This window comes from Shewanella sp. YLB-07, assembly GCF_009377275.1.
This window is the reverse complement of the sequence record NZ_VOQB01000017.1, coordinates 115,448-137,464: the sequence shown is the minus strand read 5'-3', so window position 1 is coordinate 137,464 and position 22,017 is coordinate 115,448. Positions and strand designations below refer to the sequence as shown.

Here is a 22,017-nt window from a genome sequence, read left to right as displayed (position 1 = left end):
TTCATTGTTACCAAGTTAAATGTATGAGAATAAATCCTTGTGAAATAACGTGATGCAGAGAGCGGAAGATCCACCAAGTGTGACCAGCATCTCATAGGTTAGTTCCTTATTTATGACAGAATCAGTTCGAAACATACAGAATGTCAGCGTCATATTTAACCGTATTGTCACCCCTATAAGTTTTGAATCTAGAACCTAATGAAATGTTCATCAACTCCTCGGTTGATGATAAAAACTAGCAACAGGAAGACCCAAATGAAGAAAACTGTTCTGTCCGCCACAATTTTATCGACTCTAGCGATCACTTCTTTTTCTGCACTTGCAGACGGCCCAAATTTTTATGGCCGTGCCGATCTTGCTTTTACTCACTCTGACACAGGTATTGCGACCCAAAATCAGAAAGATGGCACCATTATTGAAAATAACTTCTCTTGGTTAGGGGTTAAGGGCACAGAAAGAATCAATGATGATCTGGAAGTTATCTACCAGATGGAATTTGGTGTGAGTAACTTCGATAACTCAGGTGATACGTTCGCAGCACGTAATACATATCTAGGCTTAAGAACTGTCGCTGGTACAGCATTAATAGGCCGTAACGATACGGTATTTAAAGCATCTGAAGGTGGCTTCGACCTCTTCGGTAACACCAACTCAGATATCGATCTCCTGGCTGCGGGTCAATCTCGTACAGCCGATGGTATCACTTACTATTCACCTAAAATTGCCGATCTGGTGACACTAAACGTAACTTACCTTGTTGAAGATAACTATGTTACTTACGACGATGAAGAACGTATCGCACCTGACAACATGTATGCATTAAGTGCAACCTTAGGTGACAAGGCACTAAAAGCGCAAAACTACTATCTTGCTGCGGCATATAATGACGGTATAGATGACGTTAAAGCTTACCGAGGTGTCGCGCAAGTCAGATTTGGCAATCTGATCTTGGGTGGTTTCTACCAAAACACCGAAAGCCTGGATGACAAACTAGCGCAGCTTGAAGGTGACACTTACTTTGTGAATGCCGCTTACGTAATAGGTAATCTTAAGCTAAAAGCCATGTATGGTAATGATAATTCAGGTCTAGGTAAGTTCGTTAGCCGCTCTATAGGTAATAGTGATGGAAGCTTAGAACAAGTTTCTGATGTCGATCTACAACAATTCAGTGTCGGTGCCGATTATCGCTTAAGTAAGAGCACACTGATCTATGGTCATTACACTAAATATGATGGCGATTTAAAGCTAAACAGCACTGCAACACACGATCTAAGCGATGAACTATTCACTATAGGTATGCGCTTCGACTTCTAATCCCAGTCAGGAGCTTTACCTCCAAGAGAGGCGACTTTTGAGTCGTCTTTTTTATACTTAAATTAGTAATACAAGCCGACATTCCGCCCACAAAAAAACACAATCTGGCTCACGTTCCAGTAGCCTCTAGATACCTTCCATAGCAGTAACCGCTTACTTTCCCAACACTTTAATGACAAGTTTTTTCAATTAGGTTACTGTTTTAGCATTAGCTTATGAAGCTTAGGCTAAATTAAACTTGAAACATATAGCACACATTAAGCGGTGATAATATTGCTATATTTCCAGCATCTGGACGAAATACAAGCTAAAAGGTCAAATTTGACACTAATTCTTATTGAACCAATCCTTTGACTGTAAAACTTTGATCTAGTCCACAATTTTATTGACATAAAACTGTAAAATTCGGCCCCATGTTTGCTGCAAGGATGGACCCTTGCAGCAAGAGCAATAAACCATAAATAACCATTATAAAATGGAAAAGAACCTAGGTTCTTGGGAGCACTTAAACATGAAAAAAACTCTAATATCTGCATCTGTTGCATCGATTTTAACTCTGGCATCATTCGGCGCACTAGCCGAGGGACCTAACTTCTATGGTCGTCTAGATCTATCTGTCACTAACTCAGATACAGGCGCTACCACTCAAGAAGGTAAAGACGGTACAGTACTGGAAACTAACTTCTCACACGTGGGTGTCAAAGGTAGCGAGACTATCGCTAAAGGTTTCGACGTCATTTATCAAATGGAATTCCAGGTTGAGAACACTTCTACAAATAAAGATGTATTTAAGGCCCGTAATACTTTCCTAGGCCTTAGAACCGAAGGCGGTACAGTACTTGTCGGTCGTAACGATACAGTATTCAAACAAGCCGAAGGCGGAGTCGATCTATTCGGTAACAGCAACGCAGATATCGACCGTCTAGTTGGTGGTCAGACTCGTGCTGCCGATGGTATCTGGTACTACTCTCCAAAAATCGCCGGTCTGGTCACGTTGAACGCCACTTACCTAATGGAAGACAACTATATAGATGCTGACGGTAAAGATTCTTACGAAGACCAGTACGCACTCAGTGCGACTATCGGTGATAAGAAGCTAAAAGCACAAAGCTATTATGCTGCTATAGCTTATAATACTATCGGTGGCATAGATGCTTACCGCGCCGTTGGTCAAGTTAAGCTAGGTGACTTCAAATTAGGCGGTCTGTTCCAAAATACAGAAAGCCAGACAAATCCAGATCAAGAAGGTAACTCTTACTTCGTCAACGTATCTTACAACCTAAACGGCGTTAACCTAAAAGCTGAATACGGTAAAGATGAAGCTGGTTTCGGTAAGTATTACAATAACATCACTGATATCCAAGGTTCTGACGCCAATGTTCAGGTGATCACTATCGGTGCCGACTACAAGGTTGCTAAGTCGACTCTGTTATATGGCCACTACGCTATGTACGAAGGTGACCATAAAGTTGGTGGTATGAAAATCGATCTAGAAGACGACAACATATTCACAGTCGGTGTACGTTACAACTTCTAATTTCGCTTCGCGAATTTAGCAAGAAAAAGCGACCTGATGGTCGCTTTTTAATGCTTAAAATAAGGGGATAAAAGCCAAAACGACGCTATTCCATGGCTAATCGACGCTTCGCTGGGAAAGCCAAGACGATGCCCTTTGGGTTGTTAGAAAGAATTGTCATCTAGATAATCAGGCAATGCCGTCGAATAGGCACAGCCGTCGTCTTTGCTCTACCTAGTCCCTAGGTTCTATGACCTTCTTTTAAGCTTATAAACCGATTCAGTCAGCCAAGGTACGCCCTTGTTCACGAATCTTTGATTATCCATCAGTGCATCACCACAGCTGAGCAACTCGATCTCGAATGCATCTGACATATTCGTCATCACCCAATCTTCAGATACAGCAAATGGTGGGCCTTTAAGCGCCTCTTGGGGATAATCTAAGGTGATCAACAAGCCGATACTCTTGGGCGGTATGAGTGCGGAGATCTGCTCGACATAGGCAAGGCGCATAGACTCGGGCCAAGCGATTAATGCGGCGCGATCATAGAATGCATTTATTTCGGAAAACTGCTCGGGAGCTAAGCTGAATAGATCACCTTGCAAAATGGTCACCTGCTCGGTGGTAAACTTATTAATGGGCTCTAACGGCTCAATTTGGTGAGGCAAGTTATTTTCAGAGAAAAACTGCTCGACCGCCTTTTGACTCAACTCACAACCAAGTACATTGTGGCCCCGATCGGCTAAGTAACACATATCGAGGGACTTACCACACAGGGGAACAAACACATTGATGTCACAGCCAGAGCTATCATTGTCTAAAGCTAATTCTGGCCAGTATTTTATCAATAATACATTGACCTCACCCAAGTGAAAACCTAGATGCTTTGCATCCCACTTGTCATGCCAAAAACCGGGTTCCATATACCTGTCCTATTATACCAATTGTATTAATCTACCTTCAGCCTGGTACGAATAAGTACTCAAGGGTTGAAGAGCAGGAGCTATCATTGGTCGATACTCTAATAGGAATTCAGCTCGTGTGTAAAGCCTAGCTTAAATGTCTAACTTCAGGGCTTACGAGTATAGCTTGAGTAACAAGGGAAGTAAGACTCAAGCAATAGGCCAGATCACCCCGATAGATTAGTCAGTATAATCTATCGCCAACAGTTGTTGCGTCTTCCTCAGCCAAGAACAATTATCACATTCGCAGTTTCGTCTCGACAGATGATGCGGCGTGAGATTAGAGTCGATAAAATCGACGGCGATAAGCAACTGCTGCTTAATCTCTTTCGCCGACTTCTGCTCAACCGCGACCAATTCATCATTATGATTCATCCATGTGCATTCCATGCCTTGATGGCAATTGAGACATTGCTCATCGCTGGTATTGAAAAATCCAGCATGGGGGCAAGCGTTCAGCTCCATAGATTGTAAGATGCGTTTTCTGGGAAATTCCAGTAATTCAATTAATTGGGCCTTATCCATCTCCGGCATATGCCCTCCTCTTCAATGATGCCTCGCAACAAGGCTTGAGGCTAATTTCTTAGTGCAAGCGACTCCTTGCCTGTTAATTAAAAGATTACATCCCAAGGTTTAAAGCTGAATTGATTTAGGTCAATAACGGCCTCGAAAAAATGCCATAGGAGACAAAAATCTACCTAGAGAAACAATTTCAAGATATCGGGTTACACCGTATGTTAAAAATCGGCTTTCATGGATTACCTGACTGATAGCTATGAGCCTCGCATTTTATGTAACATTAGATCTATACTGACTCTCGATCTTACTTCAGCGAATGAGCATTATCTTCCTCAATGGCCACATCAAAACAGACGACTCCTGAACCCACTCCTCAACTGCAGCACTTCTATATATCTGAAGAGCAATCCATCTATCTACTCAAGGCAAACGATGCGCGAAAGCACAGAGCCTGGATAAGGTTATGTAAGCAACAGTTGGGAAAATTGGGGTATGTCGACCTGGAGCTAGTGGGTAAAGGTGCCTACGGTTTCGTGTTTGCAGGGATAAACCCTCAGGGTGAGTCCCATGTGTTTAAATTCTCTCGGGTCACCTTGCCACAGAATGTGCAAGACAGGCTGGAAGAGGAAGCCTTCATGCTGGCTCAGGTCAAGCATCCTAATGTCCCACCCGCCATCAAGTTTGCCCATGCCGGTCAGCAAGGAATATTAGTCATGGCCAGAGCTCCGGGAGAAGATCTGGAACAACTCTGTCTCAAACGAGGTGCATTACCCGCTCATATGGTGATGAGTATCGCTAGGCAGCTTGCTCATGTACTTCAGTATCTTCATCATGGCCGACCCTTAGTTCACGGTGATATCAAGCCTTCGAATTTAGTCTATGATGTCAAAAATAATCACCTATCCCTCATAGATTGGGGCTCGGCCGTGTTCGCCCAACGAGACGCTCAAGGGAATCCGGTCAATGGTAACGTCATGGACCTGCTCTCCAGTGATCATCAGCATACCAACGCCAGAATGGGCGATGTCTATTTTATCGGCGAAGAGCAGCTGAGTGGTGCACTGTCCAGTACTCGCTTCGATGAGCAAGGTGTTGCGGCGACCCTTTATGCCATCGCATCCGGACAATCCAGCCGTTTTGGCAGCAAGGTCATAAAAGCCACCTCAATCGGCCTCCCGGTAGAGCTGGCCAGAACCTTAGACGGCATGCTCAGTGATGATCCCGAGCAGCGTAAGCGTGCTGGTAATTACTTCCTCAAGAGTATGCTTCATAGTCATAGACTGCATCTGCCAGATATCCAAAATCCTGCACTAATTGAAGAGATACCTATCTGGGAGCTCTCTAAAGGCCGAGATGTAGAAACGGTGATCTATAGCTCCAGGAAGTCATTCCTTAAGGAGCACAACACGGAAGATCCCATCGAGAAGATAGACGACCTGCAACTGGAAAAATATTACCGTAATTTCATGGCGGGCATGGGAGACACAGAGAAAGGCTTTATCGCTGCCGTTGGCCGCTTAAGTCAATACTCAATTGTTGGAGGCTTAGCTATCCATTGGCGAGAAACCGGCATTTTTGTTGACTCAAATCTGGCTCTCTACAACGCCGATGAGAAACAAGCACTAATATTAGCCGTTAATAACATGGTGACTCTGGCCAGAGGCATTCGCCGCATTGGTGTCTTCAAGGCTTGTTTCTTCAATGCCCGAGACACACTCCACCTGGAACGTGACGACACCAGTACACCGTTTGATATCGACCCTGAGCAACAACTACCATTCGAGGTCGGTAGCGCCCCCTCACAGGAAGATAAGTCTCGCCTGCACTCCTATTTCGAAGATGGCCGGGATCCGGACGAAAACCTTGAACTCCCCCCCGAGATAATGACCGAACTGGCCTGGATAAATAAGATCCACCACACAGGTTGCATCATCTTCGAGGTGCTACCTAATCATATGAAGATCCACAGCTATTTAAGATTGCTCAATCCCAGAAAACAGGCGGCATTTCGCGCCAGCTTAAACAGAATATTGAGTCATGTGGGTAAGATCCAGGGGAAAGGCGTATCTGGGTTTATGAAACTCCCCTACAAGAATACGCGAAAATTTAGCCACATAAATAGCAGGGAAGAGTATTTTTATCCGAAGAATCCGAAAGAGATAAGTTGAAAAAGCTAAGACGACGCAACTTAATTGCTACTTCTTATCTTCCTTATTTTCATCTTTGCCATCCTGGATATGATGAATCTCGGGACGCTTGTCACTAGGATCGGGTTTATTTTCGAAATCCCCATCGAAGGTATCGCCACCTTCGGGGTTTCTGCCCTGACTAGGACCTTGGCCTTGATTACCGAATGGATTGCCGCCTTGATTTGGACCACCCGAACCAAAGCCTGCTTGAAACCCACCATTGGCGGCAACTTTCACCTGCATACGTTTATAGAGAAAACCGGCGACAGGAATACGAGTGAAGGGCGTTAAGAGCACCAAACCGATAAAATCGGTAACGAACCCAGGGATCAATAGGAGTAAACCGGCGACCGCCAACATCATACCTTCGACGATCTCTTGCCCTGGAGCCTCGCCTCGTGACAGCTTCTGCTGTACCTGCATTAAGGTACTTATGCCTTGACTGCGGACCAAAGAGACACCGACGATAGCAGTAAAGAAGACCAAACCTACGGTAGTCCAGCTACCTAAAGATTCGCCCACACTGATCAGTACATTCAGTTCAATGACTGGCACCAGAACGAAAATAACTAATAAAAGAAAAAACACACTGACCTCACAAATCCTGACGATGAATAAACATTATTTTACCCAATATGAAACCTAAATGGGGGTTTGCAGGTCTATTTTCAAGTAAGACTGAAATAAGACATGGGGATAACCATGGCAAATAGTCTACTCATAAAATGGGCATTGAATACGAGTATGAGTCAATTTGCAATCGAGTTGAAGACTTAACCTAGGTAAAGCTCACTATTTTAGCAATGCCATAATGCAAGCAGGCTTTAATAAACGTAAAGTATGACGTATAAGCGACTGAAACACGTTAGAGTACGACGTTTTACTGAGTTCTATTAGGTTTTATTGGATTTGAACACACTCAGCTCACCAATGTTCCTTAAACCAGTTCTGATTTTCGATGGGAGATCCACTGAAAGATGCAAGATGAATTGCTGTTAGTCATGACCACATGCCCCACTCAAGAATCGGCCACTCAACTGGCTAAGGTTTTAGTAGAGGACAATATTGCCGCCTGTATACAGATATCATCTCCGGTGACATCTATCTATCGGTGGGAAGGGAGCGTCTGTCAGGAACAAGAGTTTTCACTGCAGATCAAATGTTTATCCAAAAACTATTCGACTCTGGAAGCAAAGATTCAAGCACTTCATCCCTACCAAGTACCCGAGCTAATCACACTTGCGATCACTGGGGGCTTACCAGCCTACTTAGATTGGATCCGTGAAACTTGATACTATGTGCAAGCTCAGGGGCCCTTTATTGAGGCTCGGAATGTTCAGCCAAAATTAACCGTCTGTTTTAAATGAAAAAAAGAAACCACGCAACCATGAAAAAATTAGTCACCTTAGCTATTTCATTAATCTTTACTTCCCTGCTGTTAACGCCGTTAGCTTACAGCGAGGGGATCTTCAGCAACAATAAGTTCGACTTCCTCAAAGGTGAACCTAAGTTGATGCCTGTGAATGAAGCCTTCGTCTTCGATTTCAAACAAGAAGATGAGCGGCTCACCGTCAGTTGGGTCATTGCCGATGGTTATTACATGTACCGCGACAAGCTCAAATTTGAAGCCGATGGTGCAACATTGGGTGAGATATCGATTCCACAGGGAAAAGATCACACAGATGACTATTTTGGCAAGCAAGAGGTCTATTACTCTTATGTCGAGATCCCCATTGCCATCCGAGAGGCTAATGAAGGCGGCACAGTTAACGTCACATTTATGGGTTGTGCCGAAGGCAAGCTATGTTTCCCTCCGACCAAGAAAACCGCCTTACTCAGTAAGGTCGTAGCCAATGACGGTTTACTCACCGGCGAGCTTCCCACAGGTGAGAAACTTGTTGATACGCAAGTCATTGCCGACTCGACAATCGCCCAGGCTCCGATCACCCAGCAAGATAGCCTAAGCCAGATGTTGTCCGGTGACAGCCTGTTGTGGACTCTCGTCATCTTCTTCGGGCTCGGTATCGGCTTGGCACTGACCCCTTGCGTGTTCCCCATGTACCCTATCCTATCCGGGATCATAGTCGGTCAAGGCAAGAAACTGTCTACGGCCAAGGCCTTCAGCCTGTCAATGGTCTACGTCCAGGGCATGGCGATCACTTACTCATTGCTCGGACTCGTCGTCGCCTCGGCGGGAATGAAGTATCAGGCCGCGCTGCAACACCCAGTGGTACTGATAGTGTTGGCCATCTTGTTCTTCGTCCTTAGCCTATCGATGTTTGGCCTCTATGAGCTAAAACTGCCGTCCAAATGGCAGGAGAAGATGAACAAGTTCTCCAATAACCAGAAAGGCGGCAATGTGATTGGCGTCTTCATGATGGGAGTTATCTCAGGCCTGGTTGCCTCGCCTTGTACTACCGCCCCCCTATCCGGCGCACTTGTGTATGTGGCACAGACCGGAGATCTGCTGCAAGGCTTCCTGGCCCTCTATGTGTTAAGCATGGGCATGGGCTTACCTCTGCTGATCATAGGTACATCAGGCGGTAAGTTACTGCCAAGAGCCGGTCACTGGATGGATGTCATCAAGACCGTCTTTGGCTTCCTGCTCATCGCCGTTTCTATCGTCATGATAGGTCGAATCTGGCCGGGACTGGTTTCAGATATCTTCTGGTCTATCTGGGGAGTCACCTTAGTCGGCTACCTGATGCACCAAAACAAGCTCACCGAGTTTAACTGGAAGCAAACGACCCGTTCAGTTCTGCTGACCTTGATACTACTTGCCAGCTTCTCTTACGGCTTTCAGGCTGTGATGACTCACTTGGGTCATCAAGCCCCAGGCGCATCAGCTATCTCAGAGCAACATATATCTCACAAGCGCATCAAGTCGCTGGATGACTTAAACGCCGAAGTAGCAAAAGCCGCGGCTCAGGGCAAGCCTGTGATGTTAGACCTCTATGCCGATTGGTGTGTAGCCTGCAAGGAATTTGAAGCCATCACCTTCAAAGATCCTCAAGTTCAGGCCCGTCTGGCTAACTTGGTATTCCTTCAGGCTGACGTCACTAAGAATGATGATATCGATATTGAACTGCTGGAACACTATGATGTGCTCGGCCTACCTACGCTACTGATGTTTGACGCATCGGGCCAAAGCCGGGACGACTTAAGAGTCACAGGTTTTATGAAGCCTGCAGCGTTTTCTAAGCACTTAGATCTACTCTTGAACCAGTGATACGGGTCCTACAACCTAGATCTTAGGATCTAGGTTGTTCTTCTTTGGCATAATATTCATTTAAACTTCATCAAATTCTTATACAATAAGAGGTAGTTAACTCAAACTCGTTCAGGAGAAACATGGAACCCGCCATCTTAATCATCACTCTGGCCTGTGGCATGCTTGTCAGCCGAGTCGGACTGCCGCCTTTAATAGGCTATCTCGTTGCGGGTTTTGTACTATTTCTGTTTGGCATAGATGAATCCAGCCTGCCCCTATTAGAGCAACTTGCCGAATTAGGTGTCACCCTGCTGCTTTTCGCCATCGGCCTGAAGTTAGACATCAGGAGCCTGTTTAAAGCCGAGGTTTGGGCAGGTTCCAGCCTACACATGATGGGATCCATGCTATTTTTTATCCCGCTGCTTAAGCTCTTAGGCATGATAGGGCTAGATCAACTCACCGGCCTGGATTTCAATCAGCTAGCCCTGCTAGCCTTCGCCTTGAGCTTCTCCAGTACCATCTTTGCGGTAAAAGTGCTGGAAGATAAGGGTGACATGCAGTCTCTCTATGGACGAGTCGCCATAGGTATTCTCATCATGCAGGATATCTTCGCAGTCGCCTTCCTGACGATATCAAAGGGGGATATCCCCTCGGTGTGGGCCTTTGGTTTACTCCTACTTCCCTTTGCTAAGCCGCTCATCTACAAGGCTTTCGACCGTGTCGGCCACGGTGAACTCTTAGTACTGTTTGGCCTGGTCATGGCTCTGGTTCTCGGTGGTTGGTTATTTGAAGCTGTCGGCCTTAAACCCGACCTAGGCGCCCTGATCATTGGCATCTTACTCGCCGGTCACCCCAAGTCTTCTGAGCTGGCAAAGTCCCTGTTCTATTTCAAGGAACTCTTCCTGGTTGCCTTCTTCCTGACTGTCGGTCTCAACGGCCTGCCTAGCGTCTCAGACATAGGTCTGGCGACCATCTTAGTGTTAGTGATCCCATTGAAGATAGGCCTGTTTCTCTATCTTCTGACCCGTTTCAAACTCAGATCCCGTACCTCACTCATGACCTCATTTAACTTAGGTAACTATAGTGAGTTTGGCTTGATCGTCGCGGCGGTAGCCACCAGCAAGGGCTGGCTGCCCCCACAATGGATGGTGATCTTGGCTGTCGCCTTGAGCATCAGCTTCCTGTTGGCGGCACCTTTGAATGCAATTTCCAGTCGTCTATATCAGAAATACCAAAGCCGATTACAGCAGCTTGAAAAGCATCCTCTTCACCCTGAAGATCGTCAGATCCCAGTAGGCAACCCCCGCTTTTTAATCTTAGGGATGGGACGAATAGGCAGTGGTGCCTATGATGAATTAGCAGCCAAGTTCGACGGCGAGATCTTAGGCATAGAACATAAACAGGATCTGGTCGATTATCATAAAGGCAAAGGACGTCACGTGGTTCAGGGAGATGCCTCAGATACCGATTTTTGGGAGAAACTCGAACATGCTCCCAATCTCGACCTGGTACTGCTAGCCATGCCTCACCATATAGGTAACTTGTTTGCTGCCGAACAGCTACGCAGGCTAGATTACAAGGGCAAGCTAAGTGCCATCGTTCAATATACTGAAGATGGGGAGTCTTTAAAGGAATCTGGTGTCCACAGTATCTATAACCTCTATGAAGCCGCCGGTGCCGGTTTTGTCGATCACGTGGTCAACGACCTGCTTCCAGAGTCCCATGTCGCTCGGTCTAACGCCGAAGAGATAAAGAATAAGGCTTAATGTACACTCAAGAAAAACCGGTATTGTATACATTATCCTAACAATCTAGTATGGTATTTCCTATCTGCATAAGATGGGAAATACCTTGCTGTGAACCAAGCCAATACAGACTTAACCCAAAGTAATATAACCGCTCCACGGCGCGCTAATTCCTCTAGCCTGAGGAAGCGGTCTAGTCTGCTGTTTCAAACTCGGCTCTGTGTCTTAATTACACTATTCACCTTAGTCACCTCTCCTTCAATCGCCGCAGGCTATGATATTTGGATCTATCCTCTCCAGCTGAATAAGCAAACTGCCAGCTGGCTGCTCGGCGCCCCCAAGCAGGTATCGAATCGAGACGGCTATGACAATCAGCCCGCATTTAGCGCCGATAGCCAGAGTCTGGTGTTTGCATCGGATCGGGGCGCTGAGCACAACGACATCTTTCGATACTACTTAGATAAAAACGCTGCAACTCAGATAAAGCAACTGACGTTTACACCAGATGAGAGCGAATACTCACCCCAGCCACTCACGTATAAGCTGTCAGGTAAAGAATCATCAGCAACCGCAGATGGAATTCGTTATATCGTCGAACAAGGCGTGCCCCACCAGAGTGTTTGGCAGCAAGAGGCCAACAAACCCAGAGCTCGCGCCATCAATAGCATGATCCCAACGGGCTACTATGCTCACCATCCCGAGTTCGGCACCTTACTCTGGGCACGTTATGCATATAGCCTCTATTTCGAAGCCAGTTCCTTGTCTGATGAGTCGATATCCGGCGCCGATGAACGCCATTTTGTGGTGGCAAACGCCGGACGCAGCATACATGTAATTCCCAACGATAAAGCTTTCAGCTACCTGCATAAGCAACAAGATGGCGACCGTGTCATCAAGCGTTTCGACCCCCTTTCCGGCAGTCACACACCGCTGATCTCCGTCGATAATGGCAGCGAAGATTACGCCTGGAGCAATAACGGCTGGATCTTCAACATAGATAAGAACCACCTCAGGGCCTGGCCATCAGCATCAGCATCAGCATCAGCATCAGCATCAGCATCAGCATCAGCATCAGCAAAGAGTAAAGCTGATAACCCTTGGCAAGCCGTCGCTACTTTACCGCAGCCATCAGAGCAACACGTTCACGCCTCAAGAATAGCTATCAGCCCGGATCTACAACATATTGCTATCGTATGGAGCAGGAAATGAATGCCCAGAAATAAAAATTAATCAACAAAATCAATATTATGAAGATAACAATAACAAAGGAAGATTAGCCTTGATACCTAACGCATTAATGCCGGAAGAGTTAACGTCTTACCGAGCTAAGAAAAACAAGTTAACTCAGCTGATAACCGCCTGCCTTATCTGTTTGAGTCTTCCCGCCCAGCTCGCCTTGGCTGCCGATCGTTGGCAAGACCACACCATCTTTGAAGTGAATAAAGAAGCCCCCCACGCCAGCTTTTTTCCATACAGCTCGGTCAGCAAGGCCACTAAAGATGAGTATCGTAACAGTAGCAACTTTTTGGATCTTAACGGGATCTGGCACTTTCATTACGCCAAAAACCCTAAGTCTGCGCCGTCCGACTTTGCCAGCGCCTCCTTCGATGAGTCAGGCTGGAGCACAATTGCAGTTCCCGGCAACTGGGAAACTCAGGGCTATGGCCATGCCATCTACTTAGATGAACGCTACCCCTTCACTACGACCTGGCCAAATGCGCCAACAGATCACAACCCCACAGGCAGCTATCGACGGGAAATCACCTTGCCGGAAAACTGGAACGCCAAGCAGGTCTTCTTCCATGTTGGCGCGGCGCGATCTTCCTTCACCTTGTTCGTCAACGGCAAGGAGGTGGGCTACAGTCAAGGCGCCAAGACCCCAGCCGAGTTTGATATCTCTGATTATTTGAAAGCGGGTAACAACCTGATCGCCATGAAGATCATCCGCTGGAGTGATGCCAGTTATCTTGAAAGCCAAGATATGCTGCGTATGAGTGGCATAGAGAGAGATGTTTATCTCTACGCCACCGAGCCGCAGCGAATTGTCGATATCGATGCAAGCTATAAACTCAACAACGATCTTAACCGCGCCGATATGACGCTGACACTCAAGCTAAAGAATCACAATAAAGAGCAGAAGGTCTCTTTGGATTACCGAATCGTCTCTCCCGCTGGCAGTGACATCGCTAAAGGGGCGAAATCACTCAGCTTAAACGGAGAGAGAGATGAGCAGTTCAAGTTTACACTCAAGCATCCTCAACTGTGGAGCGCCGAAACACCAGAACTGTATCAGCTTATCGTCAACCTAAGAGACCAGGATGGCGCATTACTCCAATCCAGTAGTCAGAAAATAGGCTTTCGCCGTATCGAGATAAGAGGCGGTCAGCTACTCGTCAACAACAAGGCCATCACAATACGCGGTGTCGACCGCCACGAAACCGATCCAATGACTGGTCATGTGGTTAGCCGTGAGAGCATGGAAAAAGATATACGCTTGATGAAGCAAAGTAACATCAACGCCGTGCGCTCGAGTCACTACCCTAACGATCCCTATTGGCTACAACTCGCCGACAAATATGGCATGTATATTATCGATGAAGCCAATATCGAATCCCATCCATTGGCAATCGATGAAAAGACTCAACTCGGCAATGAGATGAGCTGGCTGCCGGCCCACCAAGCTAGGGTCGAACGTATGCTGGAGCGCGACAAGAATCATGCCTCTATCATCATCTGGTCATTGGGCAACGAGGCGGGTGAAGGCAAGTTATTCGAGTCTCTTTACCACTGGGTAAAACAACGAGATCCCAGCCGCCCGGTCCAGTATGAACCAGCTGGTACTCAGGCCTATACCGACATAGTGGCCCCCATGTATCCGTCCATCGAACGCATAGAAAAATATGCTAAGAATAATAGCGACAGACCACTGATCATGATCGAATATGCCCATGCCATGGGTAATTCGGTGGGTAATTTACAAGATTACTGGGACGTCATCGAGCGCTACCCTAACCTGCAAGGTGGATTTATCTGGGATTGGGTCGATCAATCTCTGGCCTTCACCAATGATAAAGGCCAAAGATATTGGGCCTACGGCAAGGACTATGAACCAGATATGCCTACCGATGGCAACTTCCTCAATAATGGCCTAGTGGATCCCGACCGTAACCCTCATCCACACCTGAGCCAAGTAAAGAAGGTGTATCAGCCTATTGGATTCAGCAGTTTCCAGATAGATGGTGCCGAAATAAGCTTGACCCTGAGTAATAAATACGACTTCAAAGACACATCGGGTCTGGCGCTAAGTTGGTCACTGCAACAAGATGGTGTATCGATCTTCACTCGCCAAATTAAGATGCCGCTAATTCCAGCCGGAGAGAGTAAAACGATCAAATTCAAACTCGAATCTCAGCAGGCACAGAAGCTTAATAAACACTACGACTATCATCTGCTGGTCACCGCACTGGTCGATAGCCCACAACCCATGTTGCCCTCGGGTCACAGCTTGGCCTTCGAACAATTTGAGATCCAGCTAGCCTCTCCTGCGATAACCAAGTTCAGCCAAAGCAGTCGTATTAGCGAAACAGATGATTTATGGCTACTAAGTATGAATAAAAACAGCTACGCCATCTCGAAAGATACTGGTTGGCTAACCCAAGTTAACACAGGCGGAGAATCTCAGATAACCGCTCCTTTAATGGCAAACTTCTGGCGTGCACCGACAGATAATGATCTGGGTAATGGTCTGCCGAAGTGGGGTGGTGTTTGGCAGGACGCGGCCACTGAGCTTGAACTTGAATCTATCGAAAAAGTTAACAATAAGCGTCTTAGGGTCACCCAAGTCCATCCAACACTCGGCTTTAGTTTAGTCAGCCTCTACCGGCTCAATAACAAGGGTGAGCTAGTGATAAAGAGTCAATTTAAACCCGGTGACAAGGCACTACCAGATCTTCCCAGGTTTGGCTTTAGCACTCGACTGCCTTTCGATCGACGATTTATGAGTTACTTCGGTCGCGGCCCAGAAGAAACCTATGCAGACAGATCCACTGGGAATCCATTGGGTTGGTACCAATTGCCTATCGAGAAGCTATATCACCGCTACTCTCGCCCCCAAGAGACAGGCCAGCGAACTCAGGTGCGATATGCTGCTGTAACCAATAGTGAAGGCACAGGCTTAATGGCCGTCGCGGCCAAAGAGTTACAAACCAGCCTATGGCCCTTCTCTCAGACCGATATCGACTTTAGATCCGGTGATGCTCAAAGCTCGGCTTCGGGCTTAGTCCCTGTCACTCAGAACCATGGCGCCGAGATCCCGATTAGAGACTATGTGACCTGGAATATCGATTATAAACAGATGGGTGTAGGCGGAGATACCTCATGGGGCAGACAAGTCCATCAAGCTTATCGTATCCAGGCACAGCCCATAAATTTCGAGTTCAGGCTTGTTCCCATCGACTCGAGTAGCCAGCTGCAGCAACTAGCCAGAGACTAGTTGAAATCTGAGTTACCCGCTGATTTTAACGGTCGTAGGATAACTTTCCTCAGTAGAATTTAGTGCGAACATAAAATAAAATAAGAAAAGGAAATCAAGATGGAACAGATCATTCAACTGGTCATATTTTTTGGCCTGACGGCGACGGTGGGACTGATTACCTACCTTAAGTGCCGTAACATCAAACGAGACACCAGCGACAGCAAGGATTACTTTTTAGCTGGCGGCGGCCTGAGTTGGGTGGTTGTAGCGGGCTCCTTGATGATGACCAACATCAGTGCCGAGCAGATCGTCGGCATGAACGGCGCTCAGGCATTACTGGTTGCCTGGTGGGAAATTAGTGCCGCCATTGGCCTGATAATCTTGGCTAAGTGGCTCATCCCTATCTATTACAAATACAATTGTACCACCACCACAGAACTGCTGGAGCGCAAGTACAATGATAAGGGCATTCGCGCCATGGTCTCGGTACTCTTCATGCTGGGCTATGCCTTTATCTTGCTACCTGTAGTGCTCTACACCGGCTCATTGTTTATGAAATCTATGTTTGGCCTGCAGATATCCGTCACCATGCTGGCCATTATCTTCGCCGTTGTCGGCGCCGTCTATGCCATCTTCGGTGGCCTCAGAGCCATTGCCATATCAGACACTTTAAACGGCATAGGTCTGATAGCCATGGGGATTGTTGTCTCATATCTGGCCATGAACGCAATTAACTGGGATCTCTCGGGCATCCCGATTGAGCGCATCACGCTTATTGGCGATGATAAATCAGATATCCCCTGGCATACTTTGTTGACAGGTATGATCTTCATTCAGATTTTCTACTGGGGAACCAATATGGTGATCACCCAGAGAGCCCTGGCTGCCAAATCTGTGGAAGAAGCGCAAAAAGGACTTTATGCCGCAGTGGTGATGAAGTTAATCGTGCCTTTCATTGTTGTGCTGCCCGGAATTGTCGCCTTCAAGTTATATGGTGACGTAGGCGATGTCGCCTATGGGAGGTTAGTGGGAGACTTATTGCCATCTTGGTTATCCGGCGCTTTCGCAGCCGTGATTGCCGGCGCTGTGCTGAGCTCATTTAACTCTTGCCTTAACTCGGCGGCGGCGCTCTATACCTGTGATATTCACCAGAACTATATCAACCCCAATGCCGACGTGCGTAAGATAGGCACCCGTGTAGCCTTAGTCTTCACCTTAATCTCGGTCGCTCTGGTACCTGTTTTTGCACAATCGGAGAGCATCATCTCCTTGCTGCAACAACTCAATGGCCTCTACTCTATGCCAGTGTTAGCCGCCTTTATCTGCGCCTTGGTGTTTAAGAATGTTCACGCTAAGGCGATCAAGATTGGCCTGGTCTTCGGTGTACTCATATACGCCGTATTCACCTTCGTTTGGAGCCCTTTCCACTTCATACATATGATGGCGATCACCCTATTTGCGACCATCTTGGTCACCCTGTTACTGAGTAAGTTTGTCTTTGGTGGCCAGATCGTCACCCCCGTAGCAGCGACGGAGAGCTAGGTCGATAAGACTAATCCACAATATCTTGATGAAATAGAGCGAGCTTAGCGAGTTTTACTACTGGGCCATCGCTCTTTTTTCTATGCTGAAATGTCACTTCAAACCTAAGGGTTAACCTATAAAAAAGGGCAAAAACGACTATAAACGGATCAATTAGTCTGTTTTGCATCAGAATGTCGAAAAAACTCAGTTACAGCCTCGGCTTACTCATGCTATAAAAACCTATGTAATATTTATTTACATATTTAGCTGGCGATACATAAGCTAGCTATCAAGCAAGTAAAATGAAGCGGTCAACAAGTACCGTATTTAAACGCCTGCCTAATGGCAGTTATTGAGCAAACAATTTTATAAGGGAAGCTTTAAAGCATGTTGAATCCCGCACAGCGCGCGAACAAATTATTTGTGCAAACCTTTGGCACAACAGCAGACGATCTTTACTTGGCTCCTGGCCGGGTAAACTTGATCGGAGAACATACAGATTATAATGATGGTTTTGTCTTACCCGCCGCCATCAATTTCCATACGATTATCGCAGTCAAGCGACGGGATGATGATCTCTATCGCGCCGTATCCGATGCCTTCCCAGGTGAAATAAAAGAATGGAACTTCGGTCAGGAAGGCACCATGAATCCTGATGATGGCTGGGTTAATTACCTAAAGGGTTTTACTGCAGCCATGGCTGCAGCTGGACTCTCGGCTAAAGGACTCGATATCTCTGTGGTTGGCAATGTGCCTTTAGGTGCAGGCCTCTCATCATCGGCAGCCTTAGAGGTAGCCTTCGGCACCGCAGTCAATGATTGCAGTCAGCTTAGGCTCTCACCCCTTGCCGTAGCTCAGATGGCTCAGCGCGGTGAAAATCAATACGTAGGCTGCGCCTGCGGTATCATGGATCAAATGATCAGCGCCCTAGGCGAGCAAGATCATGCCCTGCTGATAGATTGTGAAGACTTAGACAGTGAGCCAGTTCATATTCCCGACAGCCTAAGTCTTATCATAGTCAACTCAAATGTTCAGCGAGGACTCGTCGACTCTGAGTACAACCTAAGACGCGAGCAATGCGAAGAAGTCGCCGATCACTTCGGAGTTGAAAGCCTGAGGCATGTCGATCTCTGCCAACTTGAAGCCGCTAGATCTGAGCTATCCGATGTCAGTTATAGACGAGCACGACATGTGCTGACAGAAAACCGCAGGACGCAACACGCCAGCCATGCATTAGAAGCGGGCAATATACCTAAATTAAGTGAGCTGATGGCTCAATCCCACGCCTCTATGCGTGATGATTTCGAGATAACAGTGACAGAAATAGATACCTTAGTCGACATCATCGCACAAGTCATAGGCGACCGTGGCGGCGTGAGAATGACAGGTGGGGGCTTTGGTGGTTGTATCGTTGCTTTAGTGGATCATGCCTTGACCGATGCAGTGGTCGAAGCGATTGAGAGTCAATATGCAGAAAAGACAGGATTAGAAGCCACTGTTTACCTCTGTTCGGCCAGCGCTGGAGCGACCCGAGTAGATGAAGAAGTTTATTAAGAGACTAAAGTTACTAGAATCCAGGGCCTAAGGCCTAGGAGCCAAAGTCTTGACTGCACATAATTCAATTTAAGGATACCCAATGGTACGTTTTCGCCCGCTAGACCTCTGGACCGATCCTCGTGGCGGTCAAATCGAACGTGTCAGGATAGATAATGGCATCATAGCCATAGAAGTATTGAGCTTAGGCGGAATCATACGTTCCTTGTGGACTCCGGATCGTCATGGCGAGCGAGGCAATATCGTGCTTGGCTGTGACTCTATCGAAGATTACCTCAAACAAGGCGCTCACTTAGGTGCCATTGCCGGAAGATATGCCAATCGCATAGCCAATGGCAAGATGAGTTTCGGTGAAGATGAATATCGGTTAGATATCAATCAGGCGAGTCATTGCCTCCATGGGGGGAGCGAGGGCTTTAATCGCAAACACTGGCATATGGGTCAACTGCCCGATGGCGTTCGCCTTAACTTAGTCAGTCCCGATGGCGATATGGGCTTTCCGGGGATCTGTAACGTGCAGTTAGATTATCGATTGGTGGGAAATAATCTCTATATGGAGATCTTTGCTGCAGTCAATAAGCCTTGTCCCATTAGCTTGACTCAACATAGTTATTTCAATCTTGAAGGCAGTGGTTCAACGAGTAACGCAGAGCATCAATTACAGATAGATACCACCAGCATGCTCACTCTGGACGACTCAGGTATTCCCACAGGAATGAAAGATGCTTCGGGTTCTTTGCTGGATTTCCGCCGTTCTAAAGCCTTATCTATCGTCCAAAATGATGAAAGTTTTGTCTCCACATCCGGAATAGATCATTGCTACCTAACAAACGCTTCAGACTCAGAAATGACTCGCTTTGGCTGCCTCAGCGCATCTGAATCCGGTAGAAGTATGACGCTATATACTAATCAGCCCAGTGTGCAGATTTACGGGGCAAATTACCTTGGAGGTAATTTGGGTAAAGGTGGCAAGGAATTAAAATCACATCACGCCATCTGTATCGAGCCGCAGCAGCTTCCAGACGGTGCCAATCAGCCCACTCTGGAAGCCGATCCCTGGATAAAACCGAAAGAGATTTACCACCATATCAGCCGTTATGAGTTTAAGACGTTTTAAAAGAATGAACAAAAGCGCCTAGGCTTTAAGAACTAGGCGCATAGACTCTTTCGACAAACAGCTCTTCAACACTTTATTCTTCGAGCCCGCCGGACCAGCCATTAGCAAACTCTCTGTCCAGACTCTCAGAGCCAGGCTCATTATCTGATGAGGCCCCATCGACCTCACCTCGCTTTTTTGATTTAGACTTCCCTTTAGTAATCAGAGGCTTATGCTTGGTGGCATTCGCATCGACCCAGCCCTGATGCTTCTCCATAAATTCTGAACGAGCCGAGTCCCACGCTGCACCATAGGCGTCTTCGGCAGCCTTGATCCTTGCCTTATCGAGATCATGAAGATTACCCGAGACTATCTCTTCGGCATACTCGATGATCGTATCTCTCACCGCATTATAAAGATAAATACGACCCGCTTTAGCTTCAGGAAACTGCTTATCATGAATGACAATAGCATTGCCTCGAGCCGTTCTTAATTCGCCATACCATACTGGTGTTTTTGTTGTGTTATACATATATGCCAATACCCTTAAATCAACACATTTTGAAAATCTCAGTCAATATCGAATTTAGCTTAAAGACTCAATTATTCAAGTTTTTCTGTGTAAAAATAATTTAATCCACAATAAATAAACCCTAGAAACCCATAAGGCTATAGTGGACTAGCCTGATGGCAGTTATATTTCGGCTATATTACAAAAAACATTTCAATCAGACTCTTCTCCATGAACCGATAACACTATTTTTCCTCTGTGCAGACCCGATTCCATCAGTCGATGCGCTCCGACACTGTCAGCAAGAGAAAATCGCGCCGATATATTTGGCACTAGCTTATTGTTACAGGATTCACCATCTCGAGTTAGCTCCAGTAATGGCCAGACCTTTTGCCGTAACTCAGAAGCTATATTGGCCTTAGCCTCTACACTCTGAGGCCTTAATGTGGAACCTGTCCAGGTGATGCGCTTAGCCATGATCCTAAATATGTCCACTTGCGCCTGTGGCCCCCTTTGCATGGCAACTGACACCATGCGTCCATCGACGGCTAACGCCTTCAAATTTTGGTTAATAAAATCGCCACCGGCGATATCGAACACCAGATTTACACCCAAATTTGAGGTGTAATCCATCACAGGTTGAACAAAATCATCCTGATAATTGAGGGCTAAATCGGCCCCTAGACTCAGACAATAATCACATTTCTCATCGCTGCCCGATGTGGCTATGACTCTGGCTCCGAATGCTTTAGCTAAGGCTATCGCCGCGCTACCAATCCCGCCTGAACCACCATGAATAAGCACAGTCTCCCCGGATTGCAAACCCGCTCGCATAAACAGATTACCCCACACGGTGAAGAAAGTTTCCGGGATAGCGGCGGCTTGCTCCAGAGTCCAGCCCTGAGGGATAGGTAAGCAATGGGAGTAATGGGTGACCACATACTCGCCATAGCCACCACCAGGCACTAAGGCCGTGACCTTGTCACCTAGTTGCCATTGGCTCACCTCAGCTCCCAGAGCGCAGACTTCTCCAGCCACTTCCAGACCCAAGATAGGACTCGCATCCTTAGGCGGCGGATAGGCTCCCTTTCTTTGAGCAACATCGGGGCCATTGACACCGGCATAGGCGACCTTGATTAATACTTGGTCTTTGGCAAGTTCAGGCAAGGAGGAGCGCTTAAAAAACATCACATCGGCGTCGCCGGGATGATCGAAATCAACATGAAGATAATCTTGGGGTAGTAAGATGTTTGGCATAGTCAGTTTAGATTTCTATTTGCGAGCTCTTATACATACACCCCTTAATGGCTCGAATCAATAGATTCGAAGTGAGTGACCTCCATCTCTGGACCCAAGCACTCAACCATCAGTAAATTTTTAAAAGTTAAATGCTATTTTCTCA

At 46.8% G+C, this 22,017-nt stretch carries 16 protein-coding genes; 11 read left to right on the top strand and 5 right to left on the bottom strand.

Annotation, left to right across the window (positions count from 1 at the left end):
• Positions 1-255: 255 nt before the first annotated feature.
• A complete protein-coding gene (locus FS373_RS27310; RefSeq protein WP_144048082.1) occupies positions 256-1,314 on the top strand; it encodes a porin in 1,059 nt (352 codons plus the stop codon).
• Positions 1,315-1,825: 511 nt separating this feature from the next.
• Positions 1,826-2,851, top strand: coding sequence for a porin (locus tag FS373_RS27305; protein WP_152831023.1), 1,026 nt, complete (start codon positions 1,826-1,828; stop codon positions 2,849-2,851).
• A 227-nt stretch (positions 2,852-3,078) separates the two neighbouring features.
• On the opposite strand, the gene FS373_RS27300 is transcribed toward FS373_RS27305, so the two are convergent.
• The gene (locus FS373_RS27300) at positions 3,079-3,753 is read right to left on the bottom strand and encodes a thiopurine S-methyltransferase (protein ID WP_152831022.1); all 675 of its coding nucleotides are present in this window, start codon (positions 3,751-3,753) and stop codon (positions 3,079-3,081) included.
• 219 nt (positions 3,754-3,972) lie between these two features.
• Entirely contained in the window at positions 3,973-4,326 is a 354-nt protein-coding gene (locus FS373_RS27295) for a hypothetical protein (RefSeq protein WP_144048085.1), read from the bottom strand.
• A 320-nt stretch (positions 4,327-4,646) separates the two neighbouring features.
• On the opposite strand from FS373_RS27295, the gene FS373_RS27290 reads away from it, so the two are divergent.
• The gene (locus FS373_RS27290; RefSeq protein ID WP_152831021.1) at positions 4,647-6,479 is read left to right on the top strand and encodes a protein kinase domain-containing protein; all 1,833 of its coding nucleotides are present in this window, start codon (positions 4,647-4,649) and stop codon (positions 6,477-6,479) included.
• Between the two features lie 27 nt (positions 6,480-6,506).
• Here FS373_RS27290 and FS373_RS27285 read toward each other — a convergent pair whose 3' ends face one another.
• Positions 6,507-7,088, bottom strand: a complete 582-nt coding sequence (locus tag FS373_RS27285) for an FxsA family protein (protein ID WP_144048086.1) — start codon at positions 7,086-7,088, stop codon at positions 6,507-6,509.
• 389 nt (positions 7,089-7,477) lie between these two features.
• Between FS373_RS27285 and cutA the strand changes: the two genes are divergently transcribed.
• The 8 genes from cutA (at position 7,478) to FS373_RS27245 (ending at position 20,125) form a co-directional block, all read left to right on the top strand.
• A complete protein-coding gene (gene cutA, locus FS373_RS27280) occupies positions 7,478-7,792 on the top strand; it encodes a divalent-cation tolerance protein CutA (protein WP_144048087.1) in 315 nt (104 codons plus the stop codon).
• A 95-nt stretch (positions 7,793-7,887) separates the two neighbouring features.
• Positions 7,888-9,729: a protein-disulfide reductase DsbD gene (locus tag FS373_RS27275; RefSeq protein WP_144048088.1), complete on the top strand. Its 1,842-nt coding sequence runs from the start codon at positions 7,888-7,890 to the stop codon at positions 9,727-9,729.
• A 122-nt stretch (positions 9,730-9,851) separates the two neighbouring features.
• Positions 9,852-11,477, top strand: coding sequence for a cation:proton antiporter family protein (locus tag FS373_RS27270; protein ID WP_144048089.1), 1,626 nt, complete (start codon positions 9,852-9,854; stop codon positions 11,475-11,477).
• Between the two features lie 90 nt (positions 11,478-11,567).
• On the top strand, positions 11,568-12,665 hold the full coding sequence (locus FS373_RS27265) for a hypothetical protein (RefSeq protein ID WP_322619574.1): 1,098 nt from the start codon (positions 11,568-11,570) through the stop codon (positions 12,663-12,665).
• Positions 12,666-12,735: 70 nt separating this feature from the next.
• On the top strand, positions 12,736-15,948 hold the full coding sequence (locus FS373_RS27260; RefSeq protein ID WP_227993322.1) for a glycoside hydrolase family 2 TIM barrel-domain containing protein: 3,213 nt from the start codon (positions 12,736-12,738) through the stop codon (positions 15,946-15,948).
• Positions 15,949-16,047: 99 nt separating this feature from the next.
• Entirely contained in the window at positions 16,048-17,472 is a 1,425-nt protein-coding gene (locus tag FS373_RS27255) for a solute:sodium symporter family transporter (RefSeq protein ID WP_152831020.1), read from the top strand.
• A gap of 369 nt (positions 17,473-17,841) precedes the next feature.
• Positions 17,842-19,008, top strand: coding sequence for a galactokinase (galK, locus tag FS373_RS27250; protein WP_144048092.1), 1,167 nt, complete (start codon positions 17,842-17,844; stop codon positions 19,006-19,008).
• Positions 19,009-19,090: 82 nt separating this feature from the next.
• Positions 19,091-20,125 (top strand): aldose epimerase family protein, encoded by a 1,035-nt coding sequence (locus FS373_RS27245; protein ID WP_152831019.1) that lies wholly within the window; start codon positions 19,091-19,093, stop codon positions 20,123-20,125.
• 73 nt (positions 20,126-20,198) lie between these two features.
• Here the strand turns inward: FS373_RS27245 and FS373_RS27240 are convergent, their stop codons facing one another.
• Both FS373_RS27240 and FS373_RS27235 read right to left on the bottom strand, forming a co-directional pair.
• Positions 20,199-20,636, bottom strand: a complete 438-nt coding sequence (locus tag FS373_RS27240; RefSeq protein ID WP_144048094.1) for a hypothetical protein — start codon at positions 20,634-20,636, stop codon at positions 20,199-20,201.
• A 192-nt stretch (positions 20,637-20,828) separates the two neighbouring features.
• The gene (locus FS373_RS27235; RefSeq protein ID WP_144048095.1) at positions 20,829-21,872 is read right to left on the bottom strand and encodes an NAD(P)H-quinone oxidoreductase; all 1,044 of its coding nucleotides are present in this window, start codon (positions 21,870-21,872) and stop codon (positions 20,829-20,831) included.
• Between the last annotated feature and the right edge of the window lie 145 nt (positions 21,873-22,017).

Bases quoted from the DNA above. Each gene is read 5' to 3' on its own strand.
- FS373_RS27275 (WP_144048088.1), top strand. From the start codon at position 7,888: ATGAAAAAATTAGTCACCTTAGCTATTTCATTAATCTTTACTTCCCTG.
- FS373_RS27290 (WP_152831021.1), top strand. From the start codon at position 4,647: ATGGCCACATCAAAACAGACGACTCCTGAACCCACTCCTCAACTGCAG.
- FS373_RS27305 (WP_152831023.1), top strand. From the start codon at position 1,826: ATGAAAAAAACTCTAATATCTGCATCTGTTGCATCGATTTTAACTCTG.
- cutA (WP_144048087.1), top strand. From the start codon at position 7,478: ATGCAAGATGAATTGCTGTTAGTCATGACCACATGCCCCACTCAAGAA.
- FS373_RS27255 (WP_152831020.1), top strand. From the start codon at position 16,048: ATGGAACAGATCATTCAACTGGTCATATTTTTTGGCCTGACGGCGACG.
- galK (WP_144048092.1), top strand. From the start codon at position 17,842: ATGTTGAATCCCGCACAGCGCGCGAACAAATTATTTGTGCAAACCTTT.
- FS373_RS27240 (WP_144048094.1), bottom strand. From the start codon at position 20,636: ATGTATAACACAACAAAAACACCAGTATGGTATGGCGAATTAAGAACG.
- FS373_RS27295 (WP_144048085.1), bottom strand. From the start codon at position 4,326: ATGCCGGAGATGGATAAGGCCCAATTAATTGAATTACTGGAATTTCCC.
- FS373_RS27235 (WP_144048095.1), bottom strand. From the start codon at position 21,872: ATGCCAAACATCTTACTACCCCAAGATTATCTTCATGTTGATTTCGAT.
- FS373_RS27300 (WP_152831022.1), bottom strand. From the start codon at position 3,753: ATGGAACCCGGTTTTTGGCATGACAAGTGGGATGCAAAGCATCTAGGT.
- FS373_RS27270 (WP_144048089.1), top strand. From the start codon at position 9,852: ATGGAACCCGCCATCTTAATCATCACTCTGGCCTGTGGCATGCTTGTC.
- FS373_RS27310 (WP_144048082.1), top strand. From the start codon at position 256: ATGAAGAAAACTGTTCTGTCCGCCACAATTTTATCGACTCTAGCGATC.
- FS373_RS27245 (WP_152831019.1), top strand. From the start codon at position 19,091: ATGGTACGTTTTCGCCCGCTAGACCTCTGGACCGATCCTCGTGGCGGT.